22 protein-coding genes are annotated in these 25,655 nt (G+C 70.5%); 10 read left to right on the top strand and 12 right to left on the bottom strand.

The window, feature by feature from the left end; all coding sequences use genetic code 11:
* The first annotated feature begins 41 nt into the window (after positions 1-41).
* The 3 genes from rpe (at position 42) to MLE43_RS01000 (ending at position 2,417) form a co-directional block, all read left to right on the top strand.
* Positions 42-728: a ribulose-phosphate 3-epimerase gene (gene rpe, locus MLE43_RS01010; protein WP_243300845.1), complete on the top strand. Its 687-nt coding sequence runs from the start codon at positions 42-44 to the stop codon at positions 726-728.
* Complete coding sequence (locus tag MLE43_RS01005; RefSeq protein ID WP_243300843.1) at positions 725-1,480, top strand: hypothetical protein; 756 nt, start codon at positions 725-727, stop codon at positions 1,478-1,480. Before rpe ends, MLE43_RS01005 begins: the two co-directional genes overlap by 4 nt.
* Positions 1,481-1,616: 136 nt before the next feature.
* A complete protein-coding gene (locus MLE43_RS01000; protein ID WP_243300841.1) occupies positions 1,617-2,417 on the top strand; it encodes a hypothetical protein in 801 nt (266 codons plus the stop codon).
* Here MLE43_RS01000 and MLE43_RS00995 read toward each other — a convergent pair.
* From MLE43_RS00995 to MLE43_RS00965, 7 genes are read right to left on the bottom strand one after another with little or no spacing between them, the layout of a single operon-like run.
* On the bottom strand, positions 2,401-2,667 hold the full coding sequence (locus MLE43_RS00995; RefSeq protein WP_243300837.1) for a GIY-YIG nuclease family protein: 267 nt from the start codon (positions 2,665-2,667) through the stop codon (positions 2,401-2,403). The genes MLE43_RS01000 and MLE43_RS00995 overlap by 17 nt on opposite strands.
* On the bottom strand, positions 2,649-4,127 hold the full coding sequence (locus MLE43_RS00990; protein ID WP_243300835.1) for a hypothetical protein: 1,479 nt from the start codon (positions 4,125-4,127) through the stop codon (positions 2,649-2,651). The genes MLE43_RS00995 and MLE43_RS00990 overlap by 19 nt, the downstream gene beginning before the upstream one ends.
* On the bottom strand, positions 4,124-4,954 hold the full coding sequence (locus tag MLE43_RS00985) for a hypothetical protein (protein WP_243300833.1): 831 nt from the start codon (positions 4,952-4,954) through the stop codon (positions 4,124-4,126). The genes MLE43_RS00990 and MLE43_RS00985 overlap by 4 nt, the downstream gene beginning before the upstream one ends.
* On the bottom strand, positions 4,941-5,801 hold the full coding sequence (locus MLE43_RS00980; protein ID WP_243300831.1) for a hypothetical protein: 861 nt from the start codon (positions 5,799-5,801) through the stop codon (positions 4,941-4,943). The genes MLE43_RS00985 and MLE43_RS00980 overlap by 14 nt, the downstream gene beginning before the upstream one ends.
* Positions 5,798-10,555, bottom strand: coding sequence for an alpha-2-macroglobulin family protein (locus tag MLE43_RS00975; RefSeq protein ID WP_243300830.1), 4,758 nt, complete (start codon positions 10,553-10,555; stop codon positions 5,798-5,800). Before MLE43_RS00975 ends, MLE43_RS00980 begins: the two co-directional genes overlap by 4 nt.
* 1 nt (position 10,556) lies before the next feature.
* Positions 10,557-11,501, bottom strand: a complete 945-nt coding sequence (locus MLE43_RS00970; RefSeq protein ID WP_243300829.1) for a DUF1175 family protein — start codon at positions 11,499-11,501, stop codon at positions 10,557-10,559.
* Positions 11,498-13,669, bottom strand: coding sequence for a hypothetical protein (locus MLE43_RS00965; RefSeq protein WP_243300826.1), 2,172 nt, complete (start codon positions 13,667-13,669; stop codon positions 11,498-11,500). Before MLE43_RS00965 ends, MLE43_RS00970 begins: the two co-directional genes overlap by 4 nt.
* Positions 13,670-13,777: 108 nt before the next feature.
* Between MLE43_RS00965 and hutI the strand changes: the two genes are divergently transcribed.
* Positions 13,778-14,986, top strand: coding sequence for an imidazolonepropionase (hutI, locus tag MLE43_RS00960; RefSeq protein WP_243300824.1), 1,209 nt, complete (start codon positions 13,778-13,780; stop codon positions 14,984-14,986).
* A 69-nt stretch (positions 14,987-15,055) separates the two neighbouring features.
* Here hutI and MLE43_RS00955 read toward each other — a convergent pair whose 3' ends face one another.
* Complete coding sequence (locus tag MLE43_RS00955) at positions 15,056-15,289, bottom strand: HP1242/YdcH family protein (RefSeq protein WP_243300823.1); 234 nt, start codon at positions 15,287-15,289, stop codon at positions 15,056-15,058.
* A 148-nt stretch (positions 15,290-15,437) separates the two neighbouring features.
* Between MLE43_RS00955 and MLE43_RS00950 the strand changes: the two genes are divergently transcribed.
* The 3 genes from MLE43_RS00950 to MLE43_RS00940 all read left to right on the top strand — a co-directional run bounded on the left by MLE43_RS00950 (position 15,438) and on the right by MLE43_RS00940 (position 19,274).
* Positions 15,438-16,376: an ABC transporter ATP-binding protein gene (locus MLE43_RS00950; RefSeq protein WP_243300821.1), complete on the top strand. Its 939-nt coding sequence runs from the start codon at positions 15,438-15,440 to the stop codon at positions 16,374-16,376.
* 52 nt (positions 16,377-16,428) lie between these two features.
* Positions 16,429-17,889, top strand: a complete 1,461-nt coding sequence (gene guaB, locus MLE43_RS00945) for an IMP dehydrogenase (protein ID WP_243300818.1) — start codon at positions 16,429-16,431, stop codon at positions 17,887-17,889.
* Between the two features lie 92 nt (positions 17,890-17,981).
* Positions 17,982-19,274 carry a dihydroorotase gene (locus tag MLE43_RS00940; RefSeq protein ID WP_243300816.1) on the top strand — a complete coding sequence of 431 codons (1,293 nt, stop codon included), beginning with the start codon at positions 17,982-17,984 and terminating at the stop codon, positions 19,272-19,274.
* A gap of 66 nt (positions 19,275-19,340) precedes the next feature.
* Here the strand turns inward: MLE43_RS00940 and MLE43_RS00935 are convergent, their stop codons facing one another.
* Entirely contained in the window at positions 19,341-20,213 is an 873-nt protein-coding gene (locus MLE43_RS00935; protein WP_243300814.1) for a winged helix-turn-helix domain-containing protein, read from the bottom strand.
* 268 nt (positions 20,214-20,481) lie between these two features.
* Between MLE43_RS00935 and MLE43_RS00930 the strand changes: the two genes are divergently transcribed.
* On the top strand, positions 20,482-21,027 hold the full coding sequence (locus MLE43_RS00930) for a hypothetical protein (protein WP_243300812.1): 546 nt from the start codon (positions 20,482-20,484) through the stop codon (positions 21,025-21,027).
* Positions 21,028-21,108: 81 nt separating this feature from the next.
* Here the strand turns inward: MLE43_RS00930 and MLE43_RS00925 are convergent, their stop codons facing one another.
* The 3 genes from MLE43_RS00925 to MLE43_RS00915 all read right to left on the bottom strand — a co-directional run bounded on the left by MLE43_RS00925 (position 21,109) and on the right by MLE43_RS00915 (position 23,630).
* Entirely contained in the window at positions 21,109-22,152 is a 1,044-nt protein-coding gene (locus MLE43_RS00925; protein ID WP_243300809.1) for an NAD(P)-dependent alcohol dehydrogenase, read from the bottom strand.
* Between the two features lie 123 nt (positions 22,153-22,275).
* Complete coding sequence (locus tag MLE43_RS00920) at positions 22,276-22,785, bottom strand: hypothetical protein (protein ID WP_243300808.1); 510 nt, start codon at positions 22,783-22,785, stop codon at positions 22,276-22,278.
* A gap of 62 nt (positions 22,786-22,847) precedes the next feature.
* The gene (locus tag MLE43_RS00915) at positions 22,848-23,630 is read right to left on the bottom strand and encodes a TrmH family RNA methyltransferase (RefSeq protein ID WP_243300807.1); all 783 of its coding nucleotides are present in this window, start codon (positions 23,628-23,630) and stop codon (positions 22,848-22,850) included.
* A gap of 105 nt (positions 23,631-23,735) precedes the next feature.
* Between MLE43_RS00915 and MLE43_RS00910 the strand changes: the two genes are divergently transcribed.
* Positions 23,736-25,343 (top strand): aromatic amino acid hydroxylase, encoded by a 1,608-nt coding sequence (locus MLE43_RS00910; RefSeq protein ID WP_243300806.1) that lies wholly within the window; start codon positions 23,736-23,738, stop codon positions 25,341-25,343.
* Positions 25,340-25,585, top strand: coding sequence for a 4a-hydroxytetrahydrobiopterin dehydratase (locus MLE43_RS00905; RefSeq protein WP_243300805.1), 246 nt, complete (start codon positions 25,340-25,342; stop codon positions 25,583-25,585). The genes MLE43_RS00910 and MLE43_RS00905 overlap by 4 nt, the downstream gene beginning before the upstream one ends.
* The last annotated feature ends 70 nt before the right edge of the window (positions 25,586-25,655 follow it).

Genomic DNA, 25,655 nt, shown 5'->3' with positions numbered 1-25,655 from the left:
CCGCTGGTACACGGAATACCGACCTCGGTGATACTAGGCACATGACCCTCCGCCCCGCATCCCCCCTGCTGGCCCCTTCCCTGCTCTCCGCAGACTTCACGCGGCTGGGCGAGGAGTTGCGGATGATCGAGTCCGCGGGGGCCCAGGTGGTGCATGTGGACGTCATGGATGGCCGCTTCGTGCCGAACATCACCATCGGCCTGCCGGTGGTGGAAGGCCTGCGCAAGGCCACGACGCTGCCCCTGGACTGCCATCTGATGATCGTGGAGCCCCTGCGCTACGCGGCGGATTTCGTGAAGGCCGGCGCCGACTGGGTGAGCATCCACCAGGAGGCGGATCCCCACCTGCACCGCACCCTCGCCGCCATCCGTCAGGCGGGCGGCAAAGCCGGTGTGGTGCTGAATCCGGGCACACCCATCGAGACCCTCGTGGACCTCATCGGCGACTTCGACTTCGTGCTGCTCATGAGCGTGAACCCGGGCTTCGGCGGGCAGAGCTTCATCCCCCGTGTCCTGGACAAGGTGAAGCGCCTCAACGCCCTGCGGGCGGCGCGCGGCGTGCCCTTCTTCATCCAGGTGGATGGCGGCGTGAGCCTGAAGAACGCTTCCGATCTCGTGCGGGCCGGAGCCGACTGCCTCGTGGCCGGCAACGCTGTGTTCAAGGCCGAGGCCCCGGGGACGGCCGTGGCTTCACTCCTGCAAGAGATGGGTGCGGGGCGGCAGGCATGAGGACCGACCTCCAGCGCTACAACCACCTTCTCTGGGCCGTGAACGGAACGCTCCTGCTGGTCGGCCTGGTCGTCCTGCTGATCGTCGGCGCCACCGCGCTCTGGCCCGCTCGCGACCGGGGCCAGGGCCTTCCGGCCGGAGCCTCGGCGTCCACCACGGACACTCCCTCCCAAGCCGCCATCCTGCGCCTTGGGGTTCCGAAGTCCCTGAAGGGCACGGACACCCTGCTCGTCCCCGTGGAGGGTCTCCCACAGGAACCCGAGGAGCCTCGGGGCATCGGGAGCTACAACAAGAGCGCCCCGAACGTCCCCCTCTTCAACCTCCTCTTCGTGGACGCCAAGACGCTGGCCTCCCGGCCCCTGCTCACCCGGAAAAGCCTCATCCTCCGCTACGACACCCTCGAGGATGGGGACGAGGGCCGGAGCGCCCGAGTCGACGGCCTGGTGGTGAGCATCGTCGATTCGGACACGAACGGGAATGGCCGCCTCGACGAAGGCGACGAGGCCCGGATCTGGCTCTGCGACGCGTCGGGCCGGAACCTGCGCGCGGTCACCGCCACGGGGACCGCGTGTGCCAATTGGCACTACGACAGCCTCCGTCGAACGGTCTACCTGGTCGTGGAGACCCGGAGCGATTCGCGGAAGGCCGAGTCCGCGGAGGTGCTCGCGGTACCCCTGGATGGGTCCCAGCCAGCCCGCCCGCTGGCGTCGAAGGCCCAGATGGACGACCTGCGGAACCTGCTGCAGCACTGATGGCGGCCTTGGAAGGCCAGGCTCCGAAGGGCTGGAACACCCCCTCCGGAAGGCGGAGCTGCCTGGGCTGGCACTGATCCTGCTTTTCCAGCATCTTATCCAGTGCCTCCATCGAGGATGTGGAAAGGAGGAGTCCATGACGCGCCATCGAACGTCCAGCCCCCTGGTTCTGTTGCTTCTGGCCGTCCTGACCGTGCCGGCCCCGGCCCAGCACGACCGCCGGGAGGAAGGCCCCCGGCCGGATCGCCCCCGTGAGGGCCGCGCCCCCGAACGAGGCCCCGAGCGGGGCCGGGAACAGCCCTCACCCACGAGAGCCGCCCCCCAGGCGCCCCGCCCTTCGCGGGACATGGAACGGGTCCGTCCCATGCCTGGGCCCGAGCGCCAGGCGCGGCCGGAACGATTCGCCCGGCCTGAAGGACGCTCCGAGGGACGCATGGACCGACGCGAGGCGCCCGGCGCTGTGAGGCCCCCCTCCGACCGCCGGGAGTCCTCCCGTCCGCCGGTTCGGGACGCTCGCCCCTCCCCGCGGGCCGCTGAAACGGCCCGCGCCTGGCAGACCCGGGACACCTGGCGCCGGAATGCCTGGCCGGCCCACTCGAGCTGGCGGGAACATCGCGCCCAGCACTGGGAGCGGGACCACCGGACCTGGGCCCAGCGCGGAGGCTACGGCGGCTACCGCATCCCCGAGCCGCAGTTCGTCTCCCGTTTCGGGTACGGGCATCCCTTCCGCATCGGCAGCCGCCCGGTGATCTACCAGGGCTATCCCCGGTTCAGGTGCGGGGGCTACTGGTTCCTCATGGTGGATCCCTGGCCGGAGTTCTGGGTGGACGACTGGTACCTGACCGATGAGGTGTATGTCGACTACTACGGCGACGGCTACTACCTGGTCAACCCCCGCCACCCGGGCATCCGGCTCGCGATCACGGTCTTCCTGTAGTGATCAGCGCTTCCTTGGCCGGGCGCTTCAGGCGCTTGAGGGTCCGCTCCCTCCGCAGGGCCTCGGCTTTCGAGCCGCAGGCTTCGCGATACACCAACTCCAGGGGGCTCCGGCCCCGGGTGTACTTGGCACCCTTTCCCTCGCGGTGCAGCCGGAGGCGTGCCTCCACATCCAGCGCGATGCCGCAGTAGAGCGTGCCGTCCCCGCAGCGGAGCAGGTAGACCCACCAGATCATGGTGCGACCCGCCACGAGGCCGGGAACGCCTCCGCCAGGATCTGCTCTGCGCTGGCGCCCTCGCCCGCGCGGAAACGGGCGGTGGCAAGGCAGAGGCCCACGTTGTGGCCCCAACCATAGCCGCTCAGCCGCAGCGATCCGTCAGGGCGGACCTCCGCCGCGCAGACATTGCTGGGCCAGGTGGTCCAGCCGAAGCGCCGGCCTGCGGCCAGGCGCAGATCCTCGACCGCATAGGGCCCGGAGTCCCCCAGGCGCAGGCCGCGTTGCCCTGCCTTCACGCCTGGCCGCACAGCCTGCTTCAATGCCTCGACCTGGGCGGCGCTGAGGTCCCGTTCCCAGGCCCGCCAGCGGTCGCCGGGGACCTCCGCGGCCTGGCCGGAGCCGACCGGTCCCTCGCCCCATACCTCGCGGGGGCTGAGGGCGTGCCCACCCGCAGAGCCGGTGAAGAAGGCCCAGCGGGGATCCAGCTCCAGACCCGGAGCGGCCGCCACGGCCTGGGCCGTGTCTGCGGAGGCACTGCCCCGCACCACGGCGCAGTGCGTCAGGGGGCAGAGGACGCCGCCGGGATGTTGCTGACGGTGCCCCTCCAGCCAGCGGCGGAGGACCGCCGCCAAGGCCCGCCGGGCCTCGAACGGCGCCCCGGCACCCAGCTCGCCCTCGGTGGCGGCGGCGATCCAGGCAGCGTGGGAGGCCGTCCAGGCCAGGCGCCATCCCTTCGCCTCGGCCCGCACCACCACGCGGCCGGTCAGCTGGTGGACGGGGAAACCCGGGCCGAACCGGACCGGACCGCGGAACCGCCAGGTCTTCCCGGCCACATGCGACAGCCGGTGTCCATTCACTTCCATGCCGTGGCGGAGGCGCTCCGGCGGCCACACCACAGTGATGGTCTCGGCCAGGAGGGGGGCTTCCCGGACCCAGGCATCGCGCTCGGCCGCCTTGGCGCTGGGCGGTGCAGGCAGGGGCTCGCCCCGGAGCCAGGCCCGCAGCCAGCGGTACGCCCAGGCCTGCTCGCGGGTGGTGCCCCCGGCGAGGGCGCGGTCGAGGCGCGCCTGCAGCCCGGAGGGAGGCGTGGCGGGCCAGGCCTTCGGCGGCCTCGGGTGACGCTCCGCCCACAGACACCGGGCCTCCTCGGCCCAGCGGCGGAGGCCCGCATCCCGCAGGCGCCGGTGCGTCAGCTCATGCCGCAGAACCAGCCCCGCGTCCCGCCTCTGCAGCTGCTCCCAGGGGCGCAGATGCAGGGTTCCGCCCACCCACTGGGCGCTGCGGCCGGTGGGGGCCCCGGTAGCCTGCTCGAAGGCGGCGGCATCCGGGTGGATGACCACGCGCCAGGGCCCGGAAGGCCAGGCGCCATAGCCTGCCGTGGCCGCGAAGGACTGCCGCAGCGCCTCTTCCACAGCCGGCCGGACAACCGGATCACCCTCGACCACGGGTGGCGTGAACGGTGGCGCGGGTGCCGCGACCGCCAGAGCGATCAAGGTTTCAGCCCCAGGATCTCCCGGATGCGCACCATGCCCTCGTGTTTGCCCCGACCGCGCGGCAGGTGGAGCACCACGAGGGCGGAACCCCGCCCACCCGCCACCCAGGCGCTGGTGGCGGCAGGCTCGCCGGGCACCGGGCCGGTGCCGGTCTTGAACCACCAGCCCTCCTTGCCGAACAGGTCCATGAACTCCACCCAGTAGCCCGCCAGGTAGCGCTTCCCGAAGGTCACCACCTCCGCCTGGTCCGGTTCCATGAGCCAGCGGAGGAAGGCCTCGGGGCTGGTCCGCAGCAGATCCCCGTCCCCGACCCAGGCCGGCGTCAGGGGAGGCAGGCCTTCCCCCGGAGGCATCCGGTGGCCCAGGAAGGGCTGGAAGACATCCTCCAGGCGCGCCCGGGCCGCATCCGGGCCGTAGTCCTGCAGCCAGCGCTCGCGGGAGCCCGCGATCCAGAACAGGAAAGCCAGGTTGCAGCTCTCCTGGAGGGCGCGGCCCAGATCCACCCGACCATGGCCCTCGCGGTTCCAGCACACGAAAGGCCCGTCCGCCCCCTTGCACCGGTACTGGACGCCCGAGCTGGACCACTCGGCCCCCTCCAGCCGCGTCCAGACCAGCTTGGCGAGGCTGCCCATGGGGGCCTCCCGGCGGGCCTCCCCGAAGGCCCGCACCTCACCGTCCCCCAAGGTGATGGCGAAGCCCTCGCCCGGCCGGAGGACCGGCGCCCGCGAAGCCGCCAGCAGCGCGGGATTGGGCCCGGCTTCCGGCGCAGGCTGGGCGGTCAGCAGCCGGAAGGCCAGGAGGACAGCGGCGAGCCTAGGGTTCCACATCGAAGGTCCCCAGGGTGACCGGTCCGGCGCCGGGCAGAATGAGGCGCTCCCAGGTCCAGCGGCGCTCCTGGTCGGTGCCGCCGTCCAGCAGGGCCTCGAGGCGGACCCGGGTCGGCCGGCCGCCCCGCCAGCCGCTGATCCATTTCAGCGTGTAGGTACCCGGTGGCGGGGTCTCGTGGGTGTATTCGCCGGACCAGCGCAGCATGCCGCCCGAGGGCGTGCGGCGCCCCCCCTGGGCCAGGGCCCCGTCCGGCTCCTGCACCTGGAGGCTGCCGCCGGGGTACTCGTCGCCAACCTGCAGGGACACCACGCGGAGGCGGGTCCGCGCCGTGGACACCCACCAGCTGCGAACCACTTTCAGGCCCGAATCCGGTTCCAGGATCTCCAGCCGGTTCTCGCCATTCTGGGCGGTGAGCTCGGTGTGCAGGGTGGTGCCCACGCTGGCCTGCCAGCGCAGCGCCGCACCGTTGAACCACACCTGCAGGGTGCGCGTCCGCCAGGCGTTGCGGGCGGCCTCGGCCTCCCGGGCCAGCCGTTCCTGCCGGAGCTGCTCGGCGGTGCGGGTGTCCTCCGTGCGAAGCTCGTCCTCGCCCCCCCCTTCCTCATCGAAGAACCGGGGCTGGGCCTGGTCCTTGGGCGGGTTGGGATCCCGGGGGTCCACCAGCTTGATCCGCAGGTTCACGGTGCGGTCCCCGGACCACCCGCCGAGGGCCGGCGACAGCTCCAGGCGCCACTGCTTGAGGTCGGGTACATAGGCCACCACGGGCTGGGGCCTGGTCGTCCGCGCCTTCTGGGCGCCCAGGAGAGGGGCTGTCAGCAGGAGGGGGAGAACCAGCAGCGGCCTCATCGCGCACCTCCATCCAGGACCTTCAGGCCCGCGCCATCACAGGTGGCCCACTGCCCTTCGTCCGACATGAGGCTCAGCTTGGCCGGCCGCAGCCGGTAGCTGCCCGCCATACCCGCCCGCAGGAGGATCCGCACCGTGTGGGTGTCCCAGCTCCAGGTCCGGGGGAACAGGAAGGTCACTTTGTCTGCGTGAACCTCGATGCGGGGCTTCGTCCAGGTTTCGGTGGCCCCCTCGTCCGTGAAGGACTTCCCTTCGAGGACGAAGCCCTCCAGCTTCACTGTGGGATTGAGGCCACCGGGGACGGGCACCTCCAGCATCACGTAGTCCGCGTCCCGGTCCGTGCGGAAGGACACCTCCATCCAGGCCTCCTCGCCTGCGTTCAGGGTCCCCGTCCAGCGCTGGCGGATCCAACCTTGGCGGGCATTGCCGGTTTCCTGCGGCGTCTTCAGCCGCCAGAGGCTGCGGGTCACGGACAGCCGCAGAGCCGAGGAGGCGTCGCCCTTGGGGATGGCCGCGGCACTGCCGGGCACCTGGTAGGCATAGGTCCACACCAGCAGGCCCTTGCCGCTGGCGGTGAGGGTGACGGGCTTCGGCTCCGCCATGGCGTAGCTGCCCGGGCGGGACTCACGGGCGTTCCACCGGCGGGGCTGGGGCCGTTCCTTGAAGTCCCAGGTGGGGCCACCCTGCACGGCCGCCTGGATGGCGAGCGGCCCCCAGTCCAGCTTGCGGACCTTCATCAGGTAGGGCAGCAGATCCACGATCTGGCCCGTGCTCCAGGTGGAGTACCAGCCGTAGCCGCGGTATTCCGAGGCCAGGAAGGTCTCGCCCTGGCGGATCAGCGGCGACTGGGGACGCGCCAGGCACAGAGCCTTCAGCGCCATCACCGTGGGCACCACATCACCCGAGGCATAGCTCCACCAGAACTCCCGGCGGCCCTCCCAGCGGGCCAGGCCGCCCTTCACCACGGCGCGCTGCTCCAGGCGCTCGATCAGCGCGGCCGTCCGCGGGTGCTTCGCCTGGGCGGCGGCCAGCGCCACCATGGCCAGCACGTGGTCACCGGGCCACTGTCCGCGCAGCACCTTGTCCGCGGCGCTGTCCAGCAGGCCCGCGAGGGGTTCGCCAGTCTGGGCCAGGGACACCAGCAGGAAGGCGGCATCCGCGGCGGGTTCCGTGGCGCGCCCGTGGTCGGCCCGGGCCTTGGGTGCAGATCCAGCCTGATCCGCCTGCCGGGCCACCTGCTGGAAGAGGTTCAGGGCCGCCATGCGGCCGCGGCGGTAGACCCCTTCATCCACGGCATAGCCCAGGCGCGCCATGGTGGCGAAGCTCTGGATGGCGTAGCCCGTCGTGTGGGGGTTGGCGTCCAGGCCGAAGTCCTTGGGCGCATACCAGCCCCAGCCGCCATTGGGCAGCTGATAGCCGTAGACCTTGAACACGCCATCGCGGATGTTGCGGTCCAGGTTCGTGAGCTGCTTCCAGTCCAGGTCCGGCATGGCGCCCTGCTTCACGAGGTCGGCCACCAGCAGGTTGGGCACGAAGCTCGAGAGCGTCTGCTCCACACAGCCGTAGGGATAGCCGATGAGGTAGGGCAGCGAGGGCGCGGCCAGGTGCTCCAGGTTGCCCACGGGCGTGAGCACCAGCGTCGCCTCGCCCTTGGCGCCCGGCGGGGTCGGGATGGTGAGGGTCTGGGAGCCTCCTTCCATCAGCAGGGAACCGGACATCGAGGCCGGGACGAGCTGGTCCTGGACGACGACCTTCTGCCGTTCGGCATCCTTCAGCCCGCCGCCTTCCACCCGGGCCGTCACCGTGAGCGGGCCGGTCTTGTCGGAGAACAGGGGCAGGGCGAAGCGGTACTCGCCCTGGTCCTGGAGGGTGAAGGTGCCATCGGGCGTCCCGGAGAAGCGGCCGTTCTGCACCTCCAGCCGGATCTTCCCCTGGATGGGCTGACCGGAGAGGTTGCGCACCAGGGCGATGGCCCGGGCCTCCTCGCCCACGCTCAGCGTGCGCGGCAGGGTGAGGGCCACCTGCAGGGGCTTCGAGGCTGGCTTCGAGGCCCGGCCCACACCCACCTTGGTATCGGCGGTGATTGCCGTGGCCGTGGCCCGCCAGGCGGTGAGGTTGTCCGGCAGCACCAGGTCCACGCTGGCCTTCCCGTCGCGGCCCGCAGCCACGAAGGGCACCCAGTGGGCCGTGTCCTTGAAGTTCTGGCGCACCTTGTCGTCGTCATCGGCCTTGAAGTCGCCGCGTTTCGTCTGCTTGAGGCTCCACACAGGGCGCTGCCGGCGCAGCAGATCGTGGAAGTTCCAGTCCGTGGAGCCGGAGCGCAGCACGCCGTGGCGGCGCGTGGGATGGAAGAAGCGCACCGGGTCGGGATGCAGTTCCTGGCTCAGGGCGTAGATGGCCTCATCCACCACGCCCACGCTGAGGTCCGCGGCGGAGGGCCTTCCGGAGGCATCCTTCACCTCCACGGAGACCTTCATGGGCTGGCCCGGCTGGTAGCGTTCCTTCTCGGTGGTGACGGCCACCTGGAGGCGGCGGTCGCGCTTCGGAACCCGGAGGGGCACTTCCGCCATCTGGCGGCGGCCCTCGCTCACGATCTCGAAGACGGCCCAGACATTGGGCTGCATGGCCGCGGTGACGGGGACTTCGATCAGGGCCGTGGTGCCCTGCACGGCGCGGCTCTGCTGCTGCCCAAGGCCTTCGTGCTCCAGCGCCCAGTGCAGGGTCAGCCTGGGCCGCGGCAGCTGCACGAGGATGCGGGCCGTATCGCCGGGCTGGTATTCGGGCTTGTCGGCGGCGGCGCGGAGGTCGGGCACGGCGGGCAGCGGCGTGCCTTCCGCCGCCACGGTGATCTGGCGCTGGGCGGTCACGGGCCGACCCTTGGAATCCCGGGCCTCGGCCACCAGCAGGAAGGCACCACCCTCGGGGATGCTCAGCATGGCCTGGGGGCCCCGGGCGGAGGCGATGGTCTCGCCGGGTTTCAGGGCCGTGGGTCGCGACCACCAGTAGGCGCTGTCCTTCTGGGCCACGATGCGCGCGGCCCGCAAGATGATGGGCACTCCCGACACCTCTTTGCCGTCCAAATCGAGGGCCCGCGCCGTCACCTGGAAGGGTTTCCCCGGCAGGGCCACCTGGCGGTCCGCGGCGATCATCAGCACCAGGTCGCCGGCGGCCGCCCGCACCTGAGCCTGGCCGCTGTTGCGCTGACCCGAGGCGTCGGCCACTTTCACGACCATGCGCCAGAGTCCGTCGCTTTCTGCCTTGAAGGTGGGCAGATCCGCCTGACCGTCATCGTCGAGCTCCAGCTGGCCGCTTTCCATCAACTCCGGGGCCGGACCGGCATCCTCCTCATCCCAGATCCAGCGGGCCTTGGGCGGCACCACCTTGTAGAGGAACCAGTCCGCCTTGGCGCCGCGCACCGCCGCGCCATAGAAGTAGCGGGCATTCGCATGGAAGGTCAGCGCGTCGCCCAGGCCCACCTTGCTCTTTTCGGATGTCACCTTCACCTCGAAGGCGGGCTTCACGAACTGCTCCACCTTGAACTCGGCCTGGCCGGGTCCCTGGGGCCCCTGGAACACCAGGCGGTAGAGGCCCAGGCGTCCCGCGCCCGGCAGGATGAACTGGGCGGCGTAGGTGCCGGTTTCGGCGTTCAGCAGCTTCGCCTGGCCTTCCGTCACCTTCGTGTCCTCGGGGTCGAGCACCGTGAAGGGCAGGCTCGCGGCCCCATTCACCACGCGGTTCTCCCCCTCGTCCACGCGGCGGAGGATGGCCTTGGCGAAGACCTCCTGGCCCGGACGGTAGAGCGGCCGCTCCGTGAACGCATAGAGGCGTTGGCGCACGGCGGCGGCGCTCTGGCCTTCACTGGCGAGAAGGGCGAAGCTCCCTCCGCTGCGGGCCAGAACCAGCCGGCGCACGCCTGGCGTGACCGTGGCCTCGGCCCTGCCGCCGCCATCGAAGGTCAGCGGCTGGACTTTGGCCCCTTCGAGGAGCTGGCCGGACACGCCGGCCTTCGGCGCGCCATCGCGCCCATCCACCGCCTGCACGCGGATCCGCAGGCCGTCCTGTTCCGACAGCAGCGCCAGATCGGTCACCATCCAGGGCACGTAGGCCGCCTCGCTGCCCCGCAGGATCTCCACCAGGTAGAGGCCCGTGGGCTGGGCCGGCAGCTGCACGCGGCTGGTGAAACCGTCATCACCGGATTCATCGTCCTCATGTCCCTTCTTCCCGGCGATGTCCTCGCTGACCCTGGGGATGATCTCGGTGACGAAGGTGATGCCCGGCTGTCCTTCGATGGGCAGGGCCGAGCCTTCGCGGACCCGGTCCGGGCTGGTACGGGCGGAGTGCAGCCGGTCCGTCTGCTTGGCCACATCCCGCAGGGTCCGGGTGGCGGTGCGATGCACGGTGACGAAGGCGCGGCGTCCGCCCCACAGGACCGCTTCTCGCAGCAGGTCGAGGGGATCCGAGACCCCGCGGCCCCCCGCCGCCGCGGCCTGGTTGCGGTCGGTCAGGACCTTCTTCAGGAAGGTTTCGGGATCTTCCACCCGGTAGATCCGGATGCGGGCTTCAGCCGGGATGGGACCGGCGGCCTCCAGCTGGCCCGGCTTCCCCGGGAGGGTCGGCCGCAGGGTGGCGAAGGCGCCGGTCCAGCCACCCTCGCGCCAGGGGGCTTCGGTGGCCCGCTTCTGGGCCGTACCGGCGGTCGGCAGCAGCAGGAGCGCCGGCAGCAACAGGGTGAGGATCGGTCGGAACCAGCGCATGTCAGGACCTGGGAAGGAATGGCTCGGAGGCTCCGCCCGCCAGCAAGCGCCAGCGGAAGAGGCCCAGGAACGAGGGATTTTCGGGTACGGGTCGGAAGTCGGGATCGGGGTGGTGCAGCAGATCATCCAGCCGGACGCGGCGGACCTCGCCGGGCTTCTGGGCGGTGCCGCTGCCCTCGGGTCCTGTGTGGTAGAGCAGCATGGGGGCGCCGTCCACATCCGGCCTCACGAAGGCCATGGCGTGGTCGGGCTGGGTGCGGGCTCCGCCGCGGGCGAAGAACACCAGGTCCCCGGGGCGGGCCAAGGCCGTATCGCGCCCCAGGGGCACACAGGCGAGACGCCGGAGGAAGGCACCCTTGGCGAAGGGGCGCGGCCCATCCGGTGTGGGGAACCCCTGCCGCCAGGCGGCACCGAGCGCGGGGGAGGGATCCTGGCCCGGGGCACCTTCGTTGAAGGCGACGCGGCTCCGCCACTCGGCCGTGTGCGGGGCGAGGGCCTCGCGGAAGGCGAAGCGGAGCAGACCCGCGCAGTCCCGTTGGGCGGGCTCCCAGGCGGGGCTGGGCGCCTCCACCTGCTGCTCGAGCAGCGCCACGAACCAGCTGCGGAAGGCCTCACGGTCGCCTTCATCCGGAAGGCCGCCCTGGAGCCGGGCGCCGGAGGCTGAAATGGACAGTGACTGTCGGAAGCCAGGCCAGGCCGTGACCTCCGCCACGACGGGCGCCTCGGCCACCAGGAAGAACCCTCCGGGCCCGCGCCAGGCCTGCACCCCGCGGACGCTCACGCCCCAGCCCGACCGACGCAGGCCCAGGAGCGAGCGACTTTCCACCCGGAGGCGGACCACGGGGTTGGCGGGGTCGGCCTCCAGGGTCGCCCGGTGCCGGACCGGCACCAGCGCGATCGCGGCGGCCAGCACGGCGCCCGCGGCCAACAGGAGGCGTGGATTCATCGGGGCCGCCCCTCCAGGCCGCCTGCGGTCCAGTTCCACTCCAGGCGCACGGGCCCCAGGCCCTTGAGGACGCCGAGGAAGGGGCCCAGGCTCCCCGCCAGCTCCGCGGCCGCCTCATCCTGGGAGGCCGATTCGCCGATCCACCAGCCGCTGCCTGTGCGGCTGCGGAGGAAGGCCAGCAGCAGGTTCTCCAGTTCGGAAGAAGCCCGAGCCCCATCCACCTCCATGCGCGCCCAGGCGCGGGAGTCGCTGTCGGCCAAGGTCGGGGCCTGGCCCAGGAGCCCCGCGGCCACAGCCTTCACGGCGGCCTCGTCCGTGCCCAGCACCAGGGTGTCGGCCACCACGATCCAGGCGGGCCGGAACGCCTGGGCGGTGAGAATGCGGTGCACCTCGGCGGCGCCGAGGGCCTGCTTCTGGTTCTGCCCCTGGAAGAGGCGCGGCAGGACCTTCTTCAGCAGGTTCTCCGCCTGGATCCGCCGGGCAGGCTGCAGGGGGAGGGCCAGGGCCAGGCTCGGGACCATGCCGGGCTCACCGAACCCGCCGAAGGCCGCCACCTTCCCCTCCTGCTGAGTCCGCATGGCCCGCCATGGATCCTCGCGCCGGAGCCGGGCCAGTTCCGTCAGGGCCGCCTTCTCGGCAGGATTCAGCGGCGGCGCCGTGACCCAGCCGTTCCAGAACAGAGCGGCGCCGCGGAGGTCCAGACAGGCCTGCAGCGCCGCCGCGTCCTGGCGGAGCAGGTTGCGCTGGCGGAGCTGCTCTTCCCCGCGGGCCACGGCGGCCTTGTACTCCGTCATCTGCGCGGGGCTGAGCGCCCGCCCGCCGTCTGCGAACTGGGGCATCTGAGGCACCGGAAGGTCGCGGGGATGGTCCACGCGCAACAGGGCCTCCACGAGCTTCTCGGTGGGCCCCGCCCCGAGCGCCACGGCCAGGGCCCCGGTACGCGGGGCGGCCTTGGCCACGAAGGGATTGGGCCAGGTGCCCTGCTGCGCGTTCACCTGCCGGCGGCGGAGGGCCTGGATCTCGAACGCTGCGTCCGCACCGATGCGCGGGGCCAGCCAGAAGGACAACTCGGTCTCCGACCCCATGGCCGACAAGGCCACCCGGGCCCACTCCGGGCGCTCGCCCAGGGTGGGAAAGGGACCCGGGAACAACAGCGCGCGCAGTGGGGCCTCGCGATCGCTGATCCAGGTGCCCTCGGCCATCTGGATCAAGTGGAAGACCCCACCGGATCCACGCAGCTGCTGGACTTCCGTGGAAGCCCCGGGGCCGGTCCACTTCACCACGCGGGAGCGGGCCCCCGCGCTCAGGGGGTTCAACTTGAGCAGGGCCATCATCAGCTGCGTCCGCGCCGGCAGATCACCTGGAACGAACACCAGGGTTCCCTGGATCCCTTCCGCGCCCTCCCGCGCGGGCCCGTAGTGCAGCACCCAGGCCTCGCGGTTCGCCAGGGGTTCCAGGGCCGGAGAGGCCTGCTTCAGCCATGGCTCCAGGTGCCGCACCGCGAAGCCCACGCGGCTGCCCTGGGCCAGCGCCGGGAGGATGCCGCCGGCAGGGCCGGCCTGGGCCGCCCCCTGCCCTCCGCCGAGGGAGACGAGCCGCTCGAGGTCGGGTCGCAGGCGCTTCAGGTGGATGAGCACGCCCGGCTGCGCGGCCTGGGCCAGGCCCTTCGGAAGGGCCGCCGTCCCAGATTGCGTGAACAGGGCCGGGCTGGGAATCCATTGGAACCGCCAGCCCGCTTTGTCCAGGTGGAGCCCCAGGCCATGAGTCCAGGGACGCTCCACGCGGTCCGGAGCACCCAGGTACGCGAAGGGGTCGGCGCCCGGACGCCGGTAGCCGATCCGATAGAGGGCGAGCGCCACCTCCGGATCCCCGGTCTTCAGGCCTTCTTCGGCCCAGACCGATGCGGTCCGTTGACCCAGGAAGGCCAGGGCCACCCGGCGGGCTTCGCCCCCTTGTTTCAGATGCTCCAGGAACTGATCCCACTGTTCAGCGGGCGTCATCTGGGCGAAGGGCACGGCCTGCCAGATGCGCTGCCCACGGCCATCCGTGCGGTAGGTGGACCAGTGTCCGGCCCGCTCGCGCGCCCAGGCCGGCACGGCCTCCTGGGCCGCCGCTCCGGAGGGCAGGAGCGCCCCCAGCACACACAGACCCTGCGCGAGTCGCCTCATGCCACGCCCCCTGCCCCGCACTGGAACCTCCGGTGTCGAGCGATGCTATCAAGCCCGGTCGCCGGCGCAAGGGACCTCGGGGGAATTATTTGCTGGCAGACTGATTTCATGTCGGATCGCCGTGTGCTCGTGAACCTCCGGGGCCTGCTGACCCCCGATCCCGCTCGAAGCTGGGCGGTGGACCGGGTCCCCGGGGCGGCCCTGGCCATGGAGAATGGCCGGGTGACCTGGCTGGGCCGGGAAGCGGACCTCCCCGCAACCTGGACCGATGCGCCCAGGGTGGACGGGGCTGGGGCCTGGGCCACCCCCGGCTTCGTGGATCCCCACACCCACCTGCTCTTCGGTGGCGACCGCTCGGGTGAGTTCAACCGCAGGCTCCACGGCGCCAGCTACCAGCAGATCGCCGCCGAAGGTGGCGGCATCCGGGAGACCGTGCGCGCCACCCGGAGCGCCTCGGTGGAGGAGCTGGTGGCCTCGGGCCAGGAGCGCCTGAAGGCCTTCCGCGAGCGGGGCGTGGTGCACCTCGAGTGCAAGACCGGCTATGGCCTGGAACTGGAGGCGGAATCCCGCCTCACGGCGGCCTACGCAGAGCTGAAGAAGCGGGGCTGGAGCCTCGATGTGACGCTGCTCCCGGCCCACGACCTCGCCCCTGAGTTCGCGGGAGACGCCGAGGCCAATGCCCGTGCCGTGGCCGAGGACTGGCTGCCGGAGCTGGTGCGCCGCCATCCCGGCGTGGCCCGGTTCTGCGATGTGTTCGTGGAGACCGGCGTGTACACCGCCGACCAGGGCCGCCGCATCTTCGAGGCGGGCAAGCGCCTGGGCCTGGTCCCCCGCGTCCATGCGGACGAACTCAGCTGGACCGGCGGGGCCGAGCTGGCCGCCGAGCTGGGCGCCGCCAGTGCCGACCACCTCATGTTCTGCAGCGAGGCGGGCATGCGGGCCATGGCCACCGCCGATGTCACGCCCGTCCTCCTGCCTGGCACCACCCTCTTCCTGGGCATGCGGGACTGGGCACCCGCCCGCAGGATGATCGAGGCCGGCTGCCGCGTGGCCCTGGCCACGGACTTCAACCCCGGGTCCTGCCCCTGCGTGGACCCCCTGACGATCCTGCGCCTGGGCTGTCTCCAGCTGCGCATGACCTTCGAGGAGGCCTTCACCGCGCTCACCCTGCACCCCGCCCGCAGCCTGCGCCGCCCGGACCTCGGCCACCTCTACCCCGGCGCCAAGGCCGACGTGCTGCTCTGGGATGTGAACGAGATGCTCGAGCTCGTGTACTGGGTGGGCGAGCCCTACCGGCCGAGGTTGCTGCCGGCGTAGTTCCCGCCCCGGCCCCAAAAACGAAGCCCCGGGCCGATTCCCGGGGCTTCTCCTGCGAGTGCGGAGGGCCTACTGTTCGGCGTGCTTTGAGGCCTCCTGCACGATGTGATAGATGCGTTCCTTGGCCCGGAGTTTGGTCTTCTTCAGTTCCACCTCCTCCAGGGATTCCTTGGCGGAGAGGGTGGGTTTCCTCTGGAGATCGCACAGGCGCGTGTCGGCGGCCCGGTGCTCTTCCATGAGCTTGCGGAATTCAAAGTGCTCCTTCATTAGGCGCTCCTGGAGATCTGGGCGCAGGAAATCCATGAATCCTCCTTGCCTGGGCGGGCCCGCCGCGGAACCCGCAGGGTGATCAGGTGGCCCAAGGGTAAGGCCCACCCAAGGGGCGTCAAGAGGCAATCCGGATTCACATGGAACCCGTTGACTTCCATCACTTCCATGCGATTCTTGGCCCATGTCCCTGGCCATCGACGCACTGCTCCTGGAACGGGTGGACGGGGTCCGTCTGCTGGGTCCCCTGGACCTCCGCCTGGACCCGGGAGAGCGCCTGGGCCTGGTGGGTGAGAGTGGTTCGGGGAAGAGCCTGCTGGTGCAGGCTTTGTTCGGCGTCCTGCCTCCTGGAGTGCGGCTGGCGGGGGGAAAGTTCACGGCTTTCGGCGTCCCGATGGACCAGCCCGGACGCGACCGGGACCTCATCCGGGGTGCCCGGATGGCCTGGATGCCCCAGGACCCCCGCCAGGCCCTGAACCCTCTGCTGTCCCTCGGCCAGCACTTGACCCTGCTGCCGGGTGTCCATCGGGGGGAGTCCCCCTCGGCCGCGCTGGAACGGCTGGGGCCCCTGCTCGAGCGTCTGGAGCTGCCCACGGGGGGGCCGTTCCTCGGCCGCTTTCCCCACCAGATCAGCGGCGGCCAGCGCCAGCGGATCTGCCTCGCCATGGCCCTCGCCTGCGATCCCGAGCTGCTGGTGCTGGACGAGCCCACGACGGCCCTGGATCCCCTGGCCGAGGCGGCCTTCCTGGACCTGGTCCTGGAACTCCAACGGCAGCGGGGTCTGGGTTTCCTGTGGATCACCCACGACCTGGCCCTGGCCTCCCGGGCCTGCGAGCGCCTCCTGGTCCTCTACGGTGGCGAGGCCATGGAGGCCGGGCCCGCCGCCCGCCTGCTTTCCGCCCCCCGGCATCCCTACACGGCCCGCCTCCTGACAGCCGCCCGGCGGCAGCCATCGTCGGAATCGGGCTTCCTTCCCGCCCCCCAGGACCGCCCCGCCGGGTGCCCCTTCCGGCCCCGCTGCCCCGATCCCGCCGGCACCTGTGGCGCCTGGGGATCCTGGCGCGGAAACCCGCATGACGGCCTGCGGTGCGAGCGGCCTCTGGAAGCCGCGCCTCCGGCATGAGACCATGGGATGCAAGGTCCCGCAGCCAGCGGGTCCGGATAAAGGCCCCCCGATGCTGACCTTGCCCCTGATGCACGCCCTCACCTTCGACGACGTCCTGCTCGTCCCCGGCTACTCGGAGATCCACCCCAACCAGGTGGACCTGGGTACCCGGCTCACGAAGGACATCGGCCTGCGCATCCCGCTCATGTCCGCGGCCATGGATACGGTGACGGAGAGCCGCATGGCCATCGCCCTGGCCCAGCTGGGCGGCATCGGCGTCATCCACAAGAACCTCAGCCCCGAGCGCCAGGCCGAGGAGGTGGACAAGGTGAAGCGGTCGGAATCCGGCATGATCACCGACCCCATCACCATCGGGCCCGACGCGCCGATCCGCGACGCCGAGGCCCTCATGGCCAAGTTCCGCATCAGCGGCGTGCCCGTGGTGGAGGGCCACCGCCTGGTGGGCATCCTCACCAACCGCGACCTGCGCTTCGAGACCCGCTGGGACATCCCCGTGCGCGAGGCCATGACCAAGGAGAACCTGGTCACCGTGCCCGTGGGCACCACGCTGCAGGAGGCCAAGGGCATCCTGCAGAAGCACCGCATCGAGAAGCTGCTGGTCGTGGATGCCCAGGGCCAGCTCAAGGGCCTCATCACCGTCAAGGACATCGAGAAGTCCATCGAGTACCCCAACGCCTGCAAGGATGCCCATGGGCGCCTGCGGGTGGCCGCGGCGGTGGGCGTGGGCAAGGAGCTGCTGGACCGCGCCGCCGCCCTGGTGGAGGCCCAGGTGGATGTCCTCTGCCTGGACAGCTCCCACGGCCACAGCAAGGGCGTGCTGGATGCTGTGAAGGCCCTCAAGCAGGCCTTCCCCGCCGTCCCCGTCATCGCCGGCAACGTGGCCACCTACCAGGGCGCCAAGGATCTCGCGAAGGCCGGTGCCGACGCCGTCAAGGTGGGCATCGGGCCCGGCTCCATCTGCACCACGCGCATCGTCACCGGCGCGGGCATGCCCCAGATCACCGCCGTCGCCGAGGCCAGCCGGGCCTGCCGCGAGGCCGGCGTCACCTGCATCGCCGATGGCGGCATCAAGTTCAGCGGCGACGTGGCCAAGGCCATCGCCGCCGGCGCGGACGCGGTGATGATCGGCAGCCTCTTCGCGGGCACCGATGAGGCTCCGGGCGAGACCATCTTCTATGCGGGACGGACCTTCAAGGCCTACCGCGGCATGGGCAGCCTGGGCGCCATGAAGCAGGGCAGCAAGGACCGCTACTTCCAGGAGGGCAAGGAGGACACCAAGCTCGTGCCCGAGGGCATCGAGGGCCAGGTGCCCTACAAGGGCAAGATGGGCGACCTCGTCACCCAGCTCATGGGCGGCCTCCGCGCCGGCATGGGCCTCAGCGGCGGCGCCTCCATCGCGGACTTCCAGGCCAAGGCCACCCTCGTCGAGATCAGCGGCTCCGGCCTCCGGGAAAGCCACGCCCACGACGTGATGATCACCAAGGAAGCGCCGAACTACCGGATGGAGTAAGGGCGCTGTCGACTGCCAGCTGCCGGCCACTGATAGCTGACAGCCGACAGCTGACAGCCCAAACTAGACCTGAAGGCATCCCCGGAGCTCCCATGTCCCTCCTCGTGAAGAACGTCCGCCTTGTGGATCCGGCGCAGAACCTGGACGGGCCCGGGTCGCTGCTGGTGGTCGAGGGGGTCGTGGCGGCCATGGGAGCCGATCTGGAACGCGATCCGCTGGCGGCGGGGGCCGAGATCCTGGATGGCGGCGGCGCCGTCCTGGCGCCGGGGTTCGTGGACCTCCATGTGCATTTCCGCGAGCCGGGCCAGACGCGCAAGGAGAGCATCGAGAGCGGCAGCCGGGCGGCGGTGGCGGGCGGGTTCAGCGCCGTGTGCGCCATGGCCAACACCAAACCCGTGAACGACAGCGTGGCCATCACCGAGATGATGCTCACCCGGGCCGCCAAGGCCGGCCTCTGCCGCTACTTCCCCATCGGCACGGTGAGCCGGGAGATGAAGGGCGAGGAACTCGCCGACATGGGCACCCTGAAGGCCGCGGGCTGCGTGGCCTTCTCCGACGACGGCCTGCCCATCGGCAACGCCTCGCTCATGCGGCGGGCCCTGGAATACACCCGCTGGCTGGACGTCCCCGTAGTGGCCCACGAGGAGGACAGGGAGCTGGCCGGCAAGGGCTACATGCACGAGGGCGCTGTGAGCGCCTCGCTCGGCTGCCTGGGCATCCCCGCCGCGGCGGAGGAGGCCATGGTGGCCCGCGATATCGTGCTGGCGGAGCACACGGGCGGCCACCTGCACCTGGCCCACCTCAGCACCAAGGGTTCTCTGCGGATGGTGCGGGACGCCAAGGCCCGCGGCCTGGCCGTCACCTGCGAGGTGACACCCCACCACTTCGCCCTGTCGGACAAGGAGCTGATGAAGTTCGACAGCGACTTCAAGATGAACCCGCCCCTCCGCACCGAGGCGGACATCCAGGCAGTCCTGGAGGCCATCGCCGATGGCACCGTGGACGCCATCGCCACGGACCACGCCCCTCACGGCTGGGACGACAAGGAAGTGGAACTGCCCATCGCCGCCTTCGGCGTCATCGGCCTGGAGACCGCCCTGCCCCTCACCCTGGAATTGCTCGTGAACCGCAAGGTCATCAGCCTCGCCAAGGCCATCAGCCTGCTCAGCTGGGAGCCCGCCAAGGTCTTCCATCTCGACCGCCAGGGCCTCGGCTGTCTCCGGCCCGGCACCTCCGCGGACTTCGTCCTCTTCGATCCGAACGCCCAGGTCCAGGTGGACCGTGCCTTCATCCAGTCCAAGTCCTACAACACACCATTCAAGGGCTGGAGCCTGCCCGGCAAAGTCCTCGGCACCTGGGTGGGTGGCGAGCGGGTGTGGGGCTGAGGAGCAGGTCCATCCACTCGGCGGGTTGCGTCCAAGCCCGCCATCCTCCCCTGCAGGGGCCATGGATCAAGTCCCCGGCGGAGAACCCTGGGCGGCCTGCTCCATGAGGAAAGCCGCAATGGCCTGATGCGCCCGGTGAAGATCCTCGGAGGAGACCTGGATCACCCGGTCGCCACGACCATGGCCCTGGGCATCGCTCAGGCTCATGGTGATGCGGTACCCCTGGGACTCCCTGGCCAAGGTCCAGGTGAGCCTCAGGCCATCGGGGGGCAGGGCCTCCTGCCCGGCGGATGCCGCCGCGACGGGCAGGACCTTCAACCGGGGCTCGGCCGCCAGATCCTGGGCCACTTGCCGGGTCAGGGCGGCAGCGAAGTAGTCCACCGCCGGGTCGCCGGTCACGTTCACCAGCGGGTGCATCACAAAGGCCACCGGCTTCGGCCTCAGGGTGGCCCACAGGATGGCGCCGGCGCCCAGGAGACCCAATCCCAGGGCGATCGACAGCCCCAGTTTCCACGTTCCCCAGCGCCGGTTGCCCCGAATCGCCGGGTGCAGGCTGGAGTTGGTGGAGGGCCGGAAGACCGGCATGGGGAAGGAGCCTGAAAGAGGAGGCGCCTTCCCGGGCAGGGGGAGCACCTTCCCGATGAAGCGGTAGCCCTTGCGGGGCACCGTCTCGATGTAGAGGGGCTGCTCGGCGGAGTCCCCCAGAACCTGCCGGAGCCGCCATGCCGCTGCATTGAGCCCATCCTCGAAACCAACGTGGATGTCCCCTTTCCACACCCGTTTCTGGAGCTCCTCGCGACCCACCACCTGTCCCGGCCGCTCCAGCAGGCAGAGCAGCAGCTTGAGCGGCTGCTCCTGGATGCGGACGCCCTCCTCCCCCTTCCAGAGTTCTCCGGTGGTGGGGTCCAGTTCAAAACCGCCAAAAGCCAGTCGGGTCATTTGGCACCACAGGTCGCGTGGCAAGTATGGGACCCACGGGGTCTTCTTCAATACAGGGATCTCACGCGGATCTAACAGCCGGGTCACGAGACACGGCCAAACCTCGCGATGGCCCCATACCCACGTTACAAACCACATCTAACCAATCTTTATGCCATAAGGCAGCCACCATGGCGCGGTGAGGCGCCCCGGCCAAGGTTTCCCCCTGCCGCAGCTTCGGCTGGGCATCCACCTGGGCCCGGCCGGGTCCCCTTCACGGAGGTGTTCCATGTTCCGACCCATCACCCTGCTCGCCCTGGCAGCCTTCTCCACCGCCCTGGTCGCGGACGACTTCGGCCCCGTGGTGAAGACCGCAGGCCTTGTCTTCCCGGGGAAGACCCACTTCGGAGTCGTCTGCAACTACGGCGTCACGAAGGAGCTGGTGGCCGACCTGCAGCGGGCCCTGCCCGACGGATCCACCCTCACGGTGATCGATGCGCGCTACCCCCTCCAGGTCGAGCGGGCGGCAGCCGTGCTCACTCAGCGGAAGGTCGAGCTCCTGGCCCTCATGCCGAGGGATCTGCTGGTCCACGACGGCTCGTCCTTCGCCACCCTGGTGGTCCACGGGGTCGCCGACCGGATTCCCGCCTTCGGAACCACCCCCGCCGCGCTGAAGAACGGCTGCGTCATGGCCCAGGGCCAGGCGACCAACTGGGCCCTGCTCTATGACCCGAAGATCAAGGGCATCATCGAGGTCACCGGGGCGGAGCCCATGCCCATGGGCACCAAGGGCGGCCCCCGGGCCACCCTGGATCTGGTGGCCGGCCCCTTCTGAATCGCCTTTCCCCTGGATACAGACGCCCCGCGATTGCGGGGCGTCTGTATTCAGGCTGCGGCTGCCGGCGGCACGGACCGGTCAGAGCGTCTTCATGTCCAGCACAAAGCGGTAGCGGACATCGTTCTTCAGCATCCGCTCGTAGGCCTCGTTCACCTGCTGGACGGGGATGAGTTCGATGTCGGAGACGATCCCGTGCTCGGCGCAGAAATCGAGCATCTCCTGGGTCTCCTGGATGCCGCCGATGAGCGAGCCGCTGAGGGTCTTGCGGCCGCCGATGAGCGCGTGGGCCGCCACCGGGGTGGGTTCAGGCGGCACGCCCAGCAGCACCATGGCACCCTCCACCCGGAGCAGGCCCAGGTACTTGTTGTAGTCGTGGGGGGCGGAGATGGTGTCGATGATGAGGTCGAACTGGCCCGCCAGCCGCTTGAAGGTGGCATCCTCCGAGGTGAGGCCGAAGTGGTGCGCGCCCAGCTTGCGGGCATCAGCCTCCTTCGACTTCGACGTGCTGAGCATGGTCACTTCGGCCCCCATGGCGGCGGCGATCTTCACGGCCATGTGCCCCAGACCGCCCAGACCCACCACGCCCACCCTGTCGCCCTTCTTCGTGTTCCAGTGGCGCAGGGGCGAGTAGGTGGTGATGCCCGCGCAGAGGAGCGGGGCTGCTGCGGCCAGGTCCAGCTTGGGGGAGACCTTCAGTGTGAAGGCCTCGTCGACCACGATGCTGGACGAATAGCCGCCGTAGGTCGGGGTCACCCGGTCCATCTCCGTGCTGTTGTAGCTCCAGGCCACGCCCTTCTCGCAGAACTGCTCGAGCTTGCGCTGGCAGCTGGGGCAGGTGCGGCAGCTGTCCACCATGCAGCCCACGCCGGCCAGGCCGCCGACCTTGAAGGCCTTCACATGGGCGCCCACGGCCGTGATCTTCCCGACGATCTCGTGGCCCGGGACCATCGGGTACTTGGAGCCACCCCACTCGTCCCGCACCTGGTGCAGGTCGGAGTGGCAGATGCCGCAGTAGGCGATCTCGATCTGGACATCGTGCGGCCCCACGGCCCGGCGCTCGATCTGGAAGGGCGCGAGGGCAGCGGTGGCGGAGGTCGCAGCGTAGGCTTTGGCGGTGGCCATGGGGACTCCTTGAAGGACAGGATTCCACTCTAGACCACGCGCACCTGGGAGTCAGAAGGCACCTTGGAGTGCGTGGCTTCCGGACATCCCGGTCGGCGATGTCCCTTCGAGAAATAGCCCTTGCTACTGGCGAAGGACGATCAGGTACCAGCCGAAGGCGGTCAGCAGGGGGATGTTCGGGCCTGTGCGCCGTTCAGGCGGGATCTCGACTTCCGCCTTCGTCCGGTGGGGCCAGGGCTCGCCTGGAGGCGAAGGTTCCAGCCGGAGCGTGAGCACCGCCTCGCCGCCCTTGTCCCGAAACGACCAGGTGCCTCGGCGATGGTCCGGGCGCCACGAGAAGGTCTCACCATCGGCGAAGGTGAGGTCCCCCCGGCCCAGGAAACCCGGGTGGAACACAGCCAGATCCTGGCTGGAACCCTTCTCGCGGATGTGGACCAGGGACGCCAGGATACCGGTCTGCCGGAAGGTCCAGCTGCGGTCCGCGGTCTCGGCCGTGGCGAAGGTGCGGCACAAGGGTTCCAGCGTGAGCCTCGCCACGACTTCGTCGCCGGCATGAAGTTCATACCGGGGCTCCCGCACTTTGGGATCCAGCCATTCAAGGGATGGCGAGGTGGGATGCTTCACGGCATTCATGGCGCCTCCTTTCCCGCGGGCCGCGGTCCGCGCCACCCCAAAGGTACGCCCCCGTGGGAGGCTTAGCCCGGCTCCACCATCCGGAACATGAGGATGGCCCCGGCGGCGGCCACATTGAGGCTGTCCATGCCGGAGGCCATGGGGATGGCCACGGCGCGGTCGCAGTGGGCCAGCTGGTCCGCATCCAGGCCCGTGTCCTCGGGACCCATCACGAGGGCGCAGCGGGCCGCGGGCCGCCAGGCGCGGGCGTTCTCCGCCTGCGGCGTGAGCGCGGCGGCGACGACCTCCGAGCCGGGGCCAGCAGCCTTCCAGTCAGCGAGAAAGGGCCAGGGATCCTCCACCCGCCACACCGGGATGCGCCAGATCGCGCCCATGGACACCCGCACCGTGCGGCGGCTCCAGAGACCCGGCCCCGGCCCCGCCAGCACCCCATCCAGTCCCAGGGCGGCCGCGCTGCGCAGCAGCAGGCCCAGGTTCTCGCCGTCGTAGAGCCTCGGCAGCACCAGCAGGCGCCGGGCCGGGAGCAGCGTCGAAGGCGGGGGCGGCGGGGGCACCTTCGCCAGGGCCATGAGGCCGCGATGGAAGGAGAAGCCCGCCAGTTCCGACAGGGCCTGCGGCTCGGCCACCAGCAGTTCCGTCCCGGCCGGAAGCAGGGCCCGCGCCGCTTCGGCGGCTGGGGTGGTCGCCGCCACGGATACGACCTGCAGGCGCCCCGCCCGGCCCGCCGAGAGCAGATCCTCCACGAGGATCCGGCCCTCGGCGATGAAGCAGGGTCCGTGCACCGGATGTTCCCGGGTGCCGGCGAAGCGCAGGTCGCGGTAGGGTTCCCAGGGGTCGAAGGGCATGGAACCAGGGTAGCCCGCCGCCGGCCGGATTCCCTGGACCTTTGTGGGTTCCCAGATTCAGGAATGGCGGGCGACGAGTCATTGATTTCGGATTAGAATTCAATGATGGCCTCCACCTCCGCGTCTCCCAGCCCCACCCAGCGCGCCATCGACCGGCTTCCGGCCCACCTGCGGCGCTATGTGGCGGCCCAGGACTATGAGGCGTACACCCCGCGGGACCACGCCGTCTGGCGGCACATCCTCCACCGCCTCGCCGACCGCCTGAAGGATACGGCCCACGGCAGCTACCTCACCGGGCTGGCGGCCACGGGGATCGGCCTGGAGCGCATCCCCAGCCTTGATGAGATGAACCTCAAGCTCGAAGGCCTGGGCTGGTCCGCCGTGGGCGTGCGGGGCTTCATCCCCCCGGCCGTGTTCACAGAGCTGCAGTCCCTGGGCGTCCTGGCCATCGCGGCGGACATCCGCAGCCACGAGCACATCGAATACACGCCGGCGCCGGACATCGTCCACGAAAGCGCGGGCCACGCGCCCATCCTCGCGGACCGCCGCTACGCGGACTACCTGAAGCGCTGCGGGGAGGCCGGGTTCCGCGCCATCGCCTCCGTGGAGGACCAGGCGGTCTATGAGGCCATCCGCAACCTCAGCGTGGTCAAGGAGGATCCCGAGGCCACCGGGACGGAAGTCCACCTTGCGGAGGAGCGGCTCCGGGCCGCCTCCGCCAGCCGCCGCTACGTGAGCGAAAGCACCAAGGCCAGCCGCCTCTACTGGTGGACGGCCGAATACGGCCTGGTGGGCGACCTGGCGGATCCGAAACTCTACGGCGCCGGGCTCCTCAGCAGCCTGGGCGAAGCCGCCCACTGCCTCACATCAGCCGTGGCCAAGGTGCCGCTGGGCCTTGGCTGCGTGGACACCGAGTACGACATCACCTGCATGCAGCCCCAGCTCTTCGTGGCCCGGGACTTCGATCACCTGTTCGCGGTGCTGGAGGCCTTCGAGGCCACCCTCAGCTGGCGCCGGGGCGGCGACCATGGCCTGGAGGAGGCCCTGCGGGCCCGCACCGTGAACCACCTGGGCCTGGAGGGTGGGCTCGAACTCACGGGCAAGGTGGTGGCGCGGATCCCCGCCCGCGGCGAGCTGGCCCCGGGACTGTCCACCGCCCTGGTGCGGGTGGAGGGCCCCGTGCTGCTCTCCCGGGGCGGTGTCGCGGAGGACCGTCCCTGGCCCGGCTCGGCGCTGGTGGCCTTTGGCCGCGGAGCCCTGCCCCCCCATGGCCCCTTCAGCCTGGACCTGCCCTCGGGGCTCTTTCTCACCGGCTTCCGGGTGGGCGAGCACGAGGTGATCAACCTGCGGGGCCACCAGGACGGCCGCCCTCTGGACCTGCCCAGCTGGGCCCTCCTCTTCCTCAGCCCGGGCCTGCCCTCCGTGGCCGGCGGCCCGGCAGACCCGGGCGCCTGGGACCGCTGGTACGGCGGGCTGGGCGCTTTTGCGGAAGGCGAGGCCGAGGCCCAGGCCCGGGCCCGCAAGGCCGCCTCGCTGCCCCCGGAGTTGGCCGGGCTGTACATGGAGGCCCGGGCCCTGAGAGAAGGGGGCCTCCCCAACGAAGCCCGGAGCCGGATCCTGGCCGGGAAGGCCCGCGCTTTCCCAGGCGAATGGCTCCTCCAGGCGGAGTTGGCTGAACTGGAGGCCACCCTGGCCCTGGAGGTGAAGCCGTGACCTGGATCGAACGGGACGGATGCCTGGTCCGGGAGTTCCGGACCCCGGACTTCATGACGGCCTTCCGGATTGTGACCGCCGTGGTGGAACCTTCCGAGGCCATGAATCACCACCCAGATATCATCTTTGGCTGGGGGCATGTCCGGATCACCCTCACCACCCACGACGCGGGAGGTATCACCGATAAAGACCAACAATTAGCCAAACTCATCGATGAAGCTGTCCAGCCTTTCGAACTGTAAGCCTTGCCCAATGTCACCTGTCTTCGCCCCGGAAGGTCCGGTATTCTGATGTGTCCCAGAGGAACCCCTT

This window comes from Geothrix oryzisoli (assembly GCF_022808865.1).
GTDB lineage: Bacteria > Acidobacteriota > Holophagae > Holophagales > Holophagaceae > Geothrix > Geothrix oryzisoli.
Note: the sequence above shows the minus strand (reverse complement) of the source record. Positions and strands in the feature narration are given on the sequence as shown.

Excerpts from the sequence above, each read along its gene's own strand:
- rpe (WP_243300845.1), top strand. The coding sequence starts at position 42 with ATGACCCTCCGCCCCGCATCCCCCCTGCTGGCCCCTTCCCTGCTCTCC.
- MLE43_RS01005 (WP_243300843.1), top strand. The coding sequence starts at position 725 with ATGAGGACCGACCTCCAGCGCTACAACCACCTTCTCTGGGCCGTGAAC.
- MLE43_RS01000 (WP_243300841.1), top strand. The coding sequence starts at position 1,617 with ATGACGCGCCATCGAACGTCCAGCCCCCTGGTTCTGTTGCTTCTGGCC.
- MLE43_RS00985 (WP_243300833.1), bottom strand. The coding sequence starts at position 4,954 with ATGTGGAACCCTAGGCTCGCCGCTGTCCTCCTGGCCTTCCGGCTGCTG.
- MLE43_RS00980 (WP_243300831.1), bottom strand. The coding sequence starts at position 5,801 with ATGAGGCCGCTGCTGGTTCTCCCCCTCCTGCTGACAGCCCCTCTCCTG.
- MLE43_RS00975 (WP_243300830.1), bottom strand. The coding sequence starts at position 10,555 with ATGCGCTGGTTCCGACCGATCCTCACCCTGTTGCTGCCGGCGCTCCTG.
- MLE43_RS00970 (WP_243300829.1), bottom strand. The coding sequence starts at position 11,501 with ATGAATCCACGCCTCCTGTTGGCCGCGGGCGCCGTGCTGGCCGCCGCG.
- MLE43_RS00965 (WP_243300826.1), bottom strand. The coding sequence starts at position 13,669 with ATGAGGCGACTCGCGCAGGGTCTGTGTGTGCTGGGGGCGCTCCTGCCC.
- hutI (WP_243300824.1), top strand. The coding sequence starts at position 13,778 with ATGTCGGATCGCCGTGTGCTCGTGAACCTCCGGGGCCTGCTGACCCCC.
- MLE43_RS00955 (WP_243300823.1), bottom strand. The coding sequence starts at position 15,289 with ATGGATTTCCTGCGCCCAGATCTCCAGGAGCGCCTAATGAAGGAGCAC.
- MLE43_RS00950 (WP_243300821.1), top strand. The coding sequence starts at position 15,438 with ATGTCCCTGGCCATCGACGCACTGCTCCTGGAACGGGTGGACGGGGTC.
- guaB (WP_243300818.1), top strand. The coding sequence starts at position 16,429 with ATGCTGACCTTGCCCCTGATGCACGCCCTCACCTTCGACGACGTCCTG.
- MLE43_RS00940 (WP_243300816.1), top strand. The coding sequence starts at position 17,982 with ATGTCCCTCCTCGTGAAGAACGTCCGCCTTGTGGATCCGGCGCAGAAC.
- MLE43_RS00935 (WP_243300814.1), bottom strand. The coding sequence starts at position 20,213 with ATGACCCGACTGGCTTTTGGCGGTTTTGAACTGGACCCCACCACCGGA.
- MLE43_RS00930 (WP_243300812.1), top strand. The coding sequence starts at position 20,482 with ATGTTCCGACCCATCACCCTGCTCGCCCTGGCAGCCTTCTCCACCGCC.
- MLE43_RS00925 (WP_243300809.1), bottom strand. The coding sequence starts at position 22,152 with ATGGCCACCGCCAAAGCCTACGCTGCGACCTCCGCCACCGCTGCCCTC.
- MLE43_RS00920 (WP_243300808.1), bottom strand. The coding sequence starts at position 22,785 with ATGAATGCCGTGAAGCATCCCACCTCGCCATCCCTTGAATGGCTGGAT.
- MLE43_RS00915 (WP_243300807.1), bottom strand. The coding sequence starts at position 23,630 with ATGCCCTTCGACCCCTGGGAACCCTACCGCGACCTGCGCTTCGCCGGC.
- MLE43_RS00910 (WP_243300806.1), top strand. The coding sequence starts at position 23,736 with ATGGCCTCCACCTCCGCGTCTCCCAGCCCCACCCAGCGCGCCATCGAC.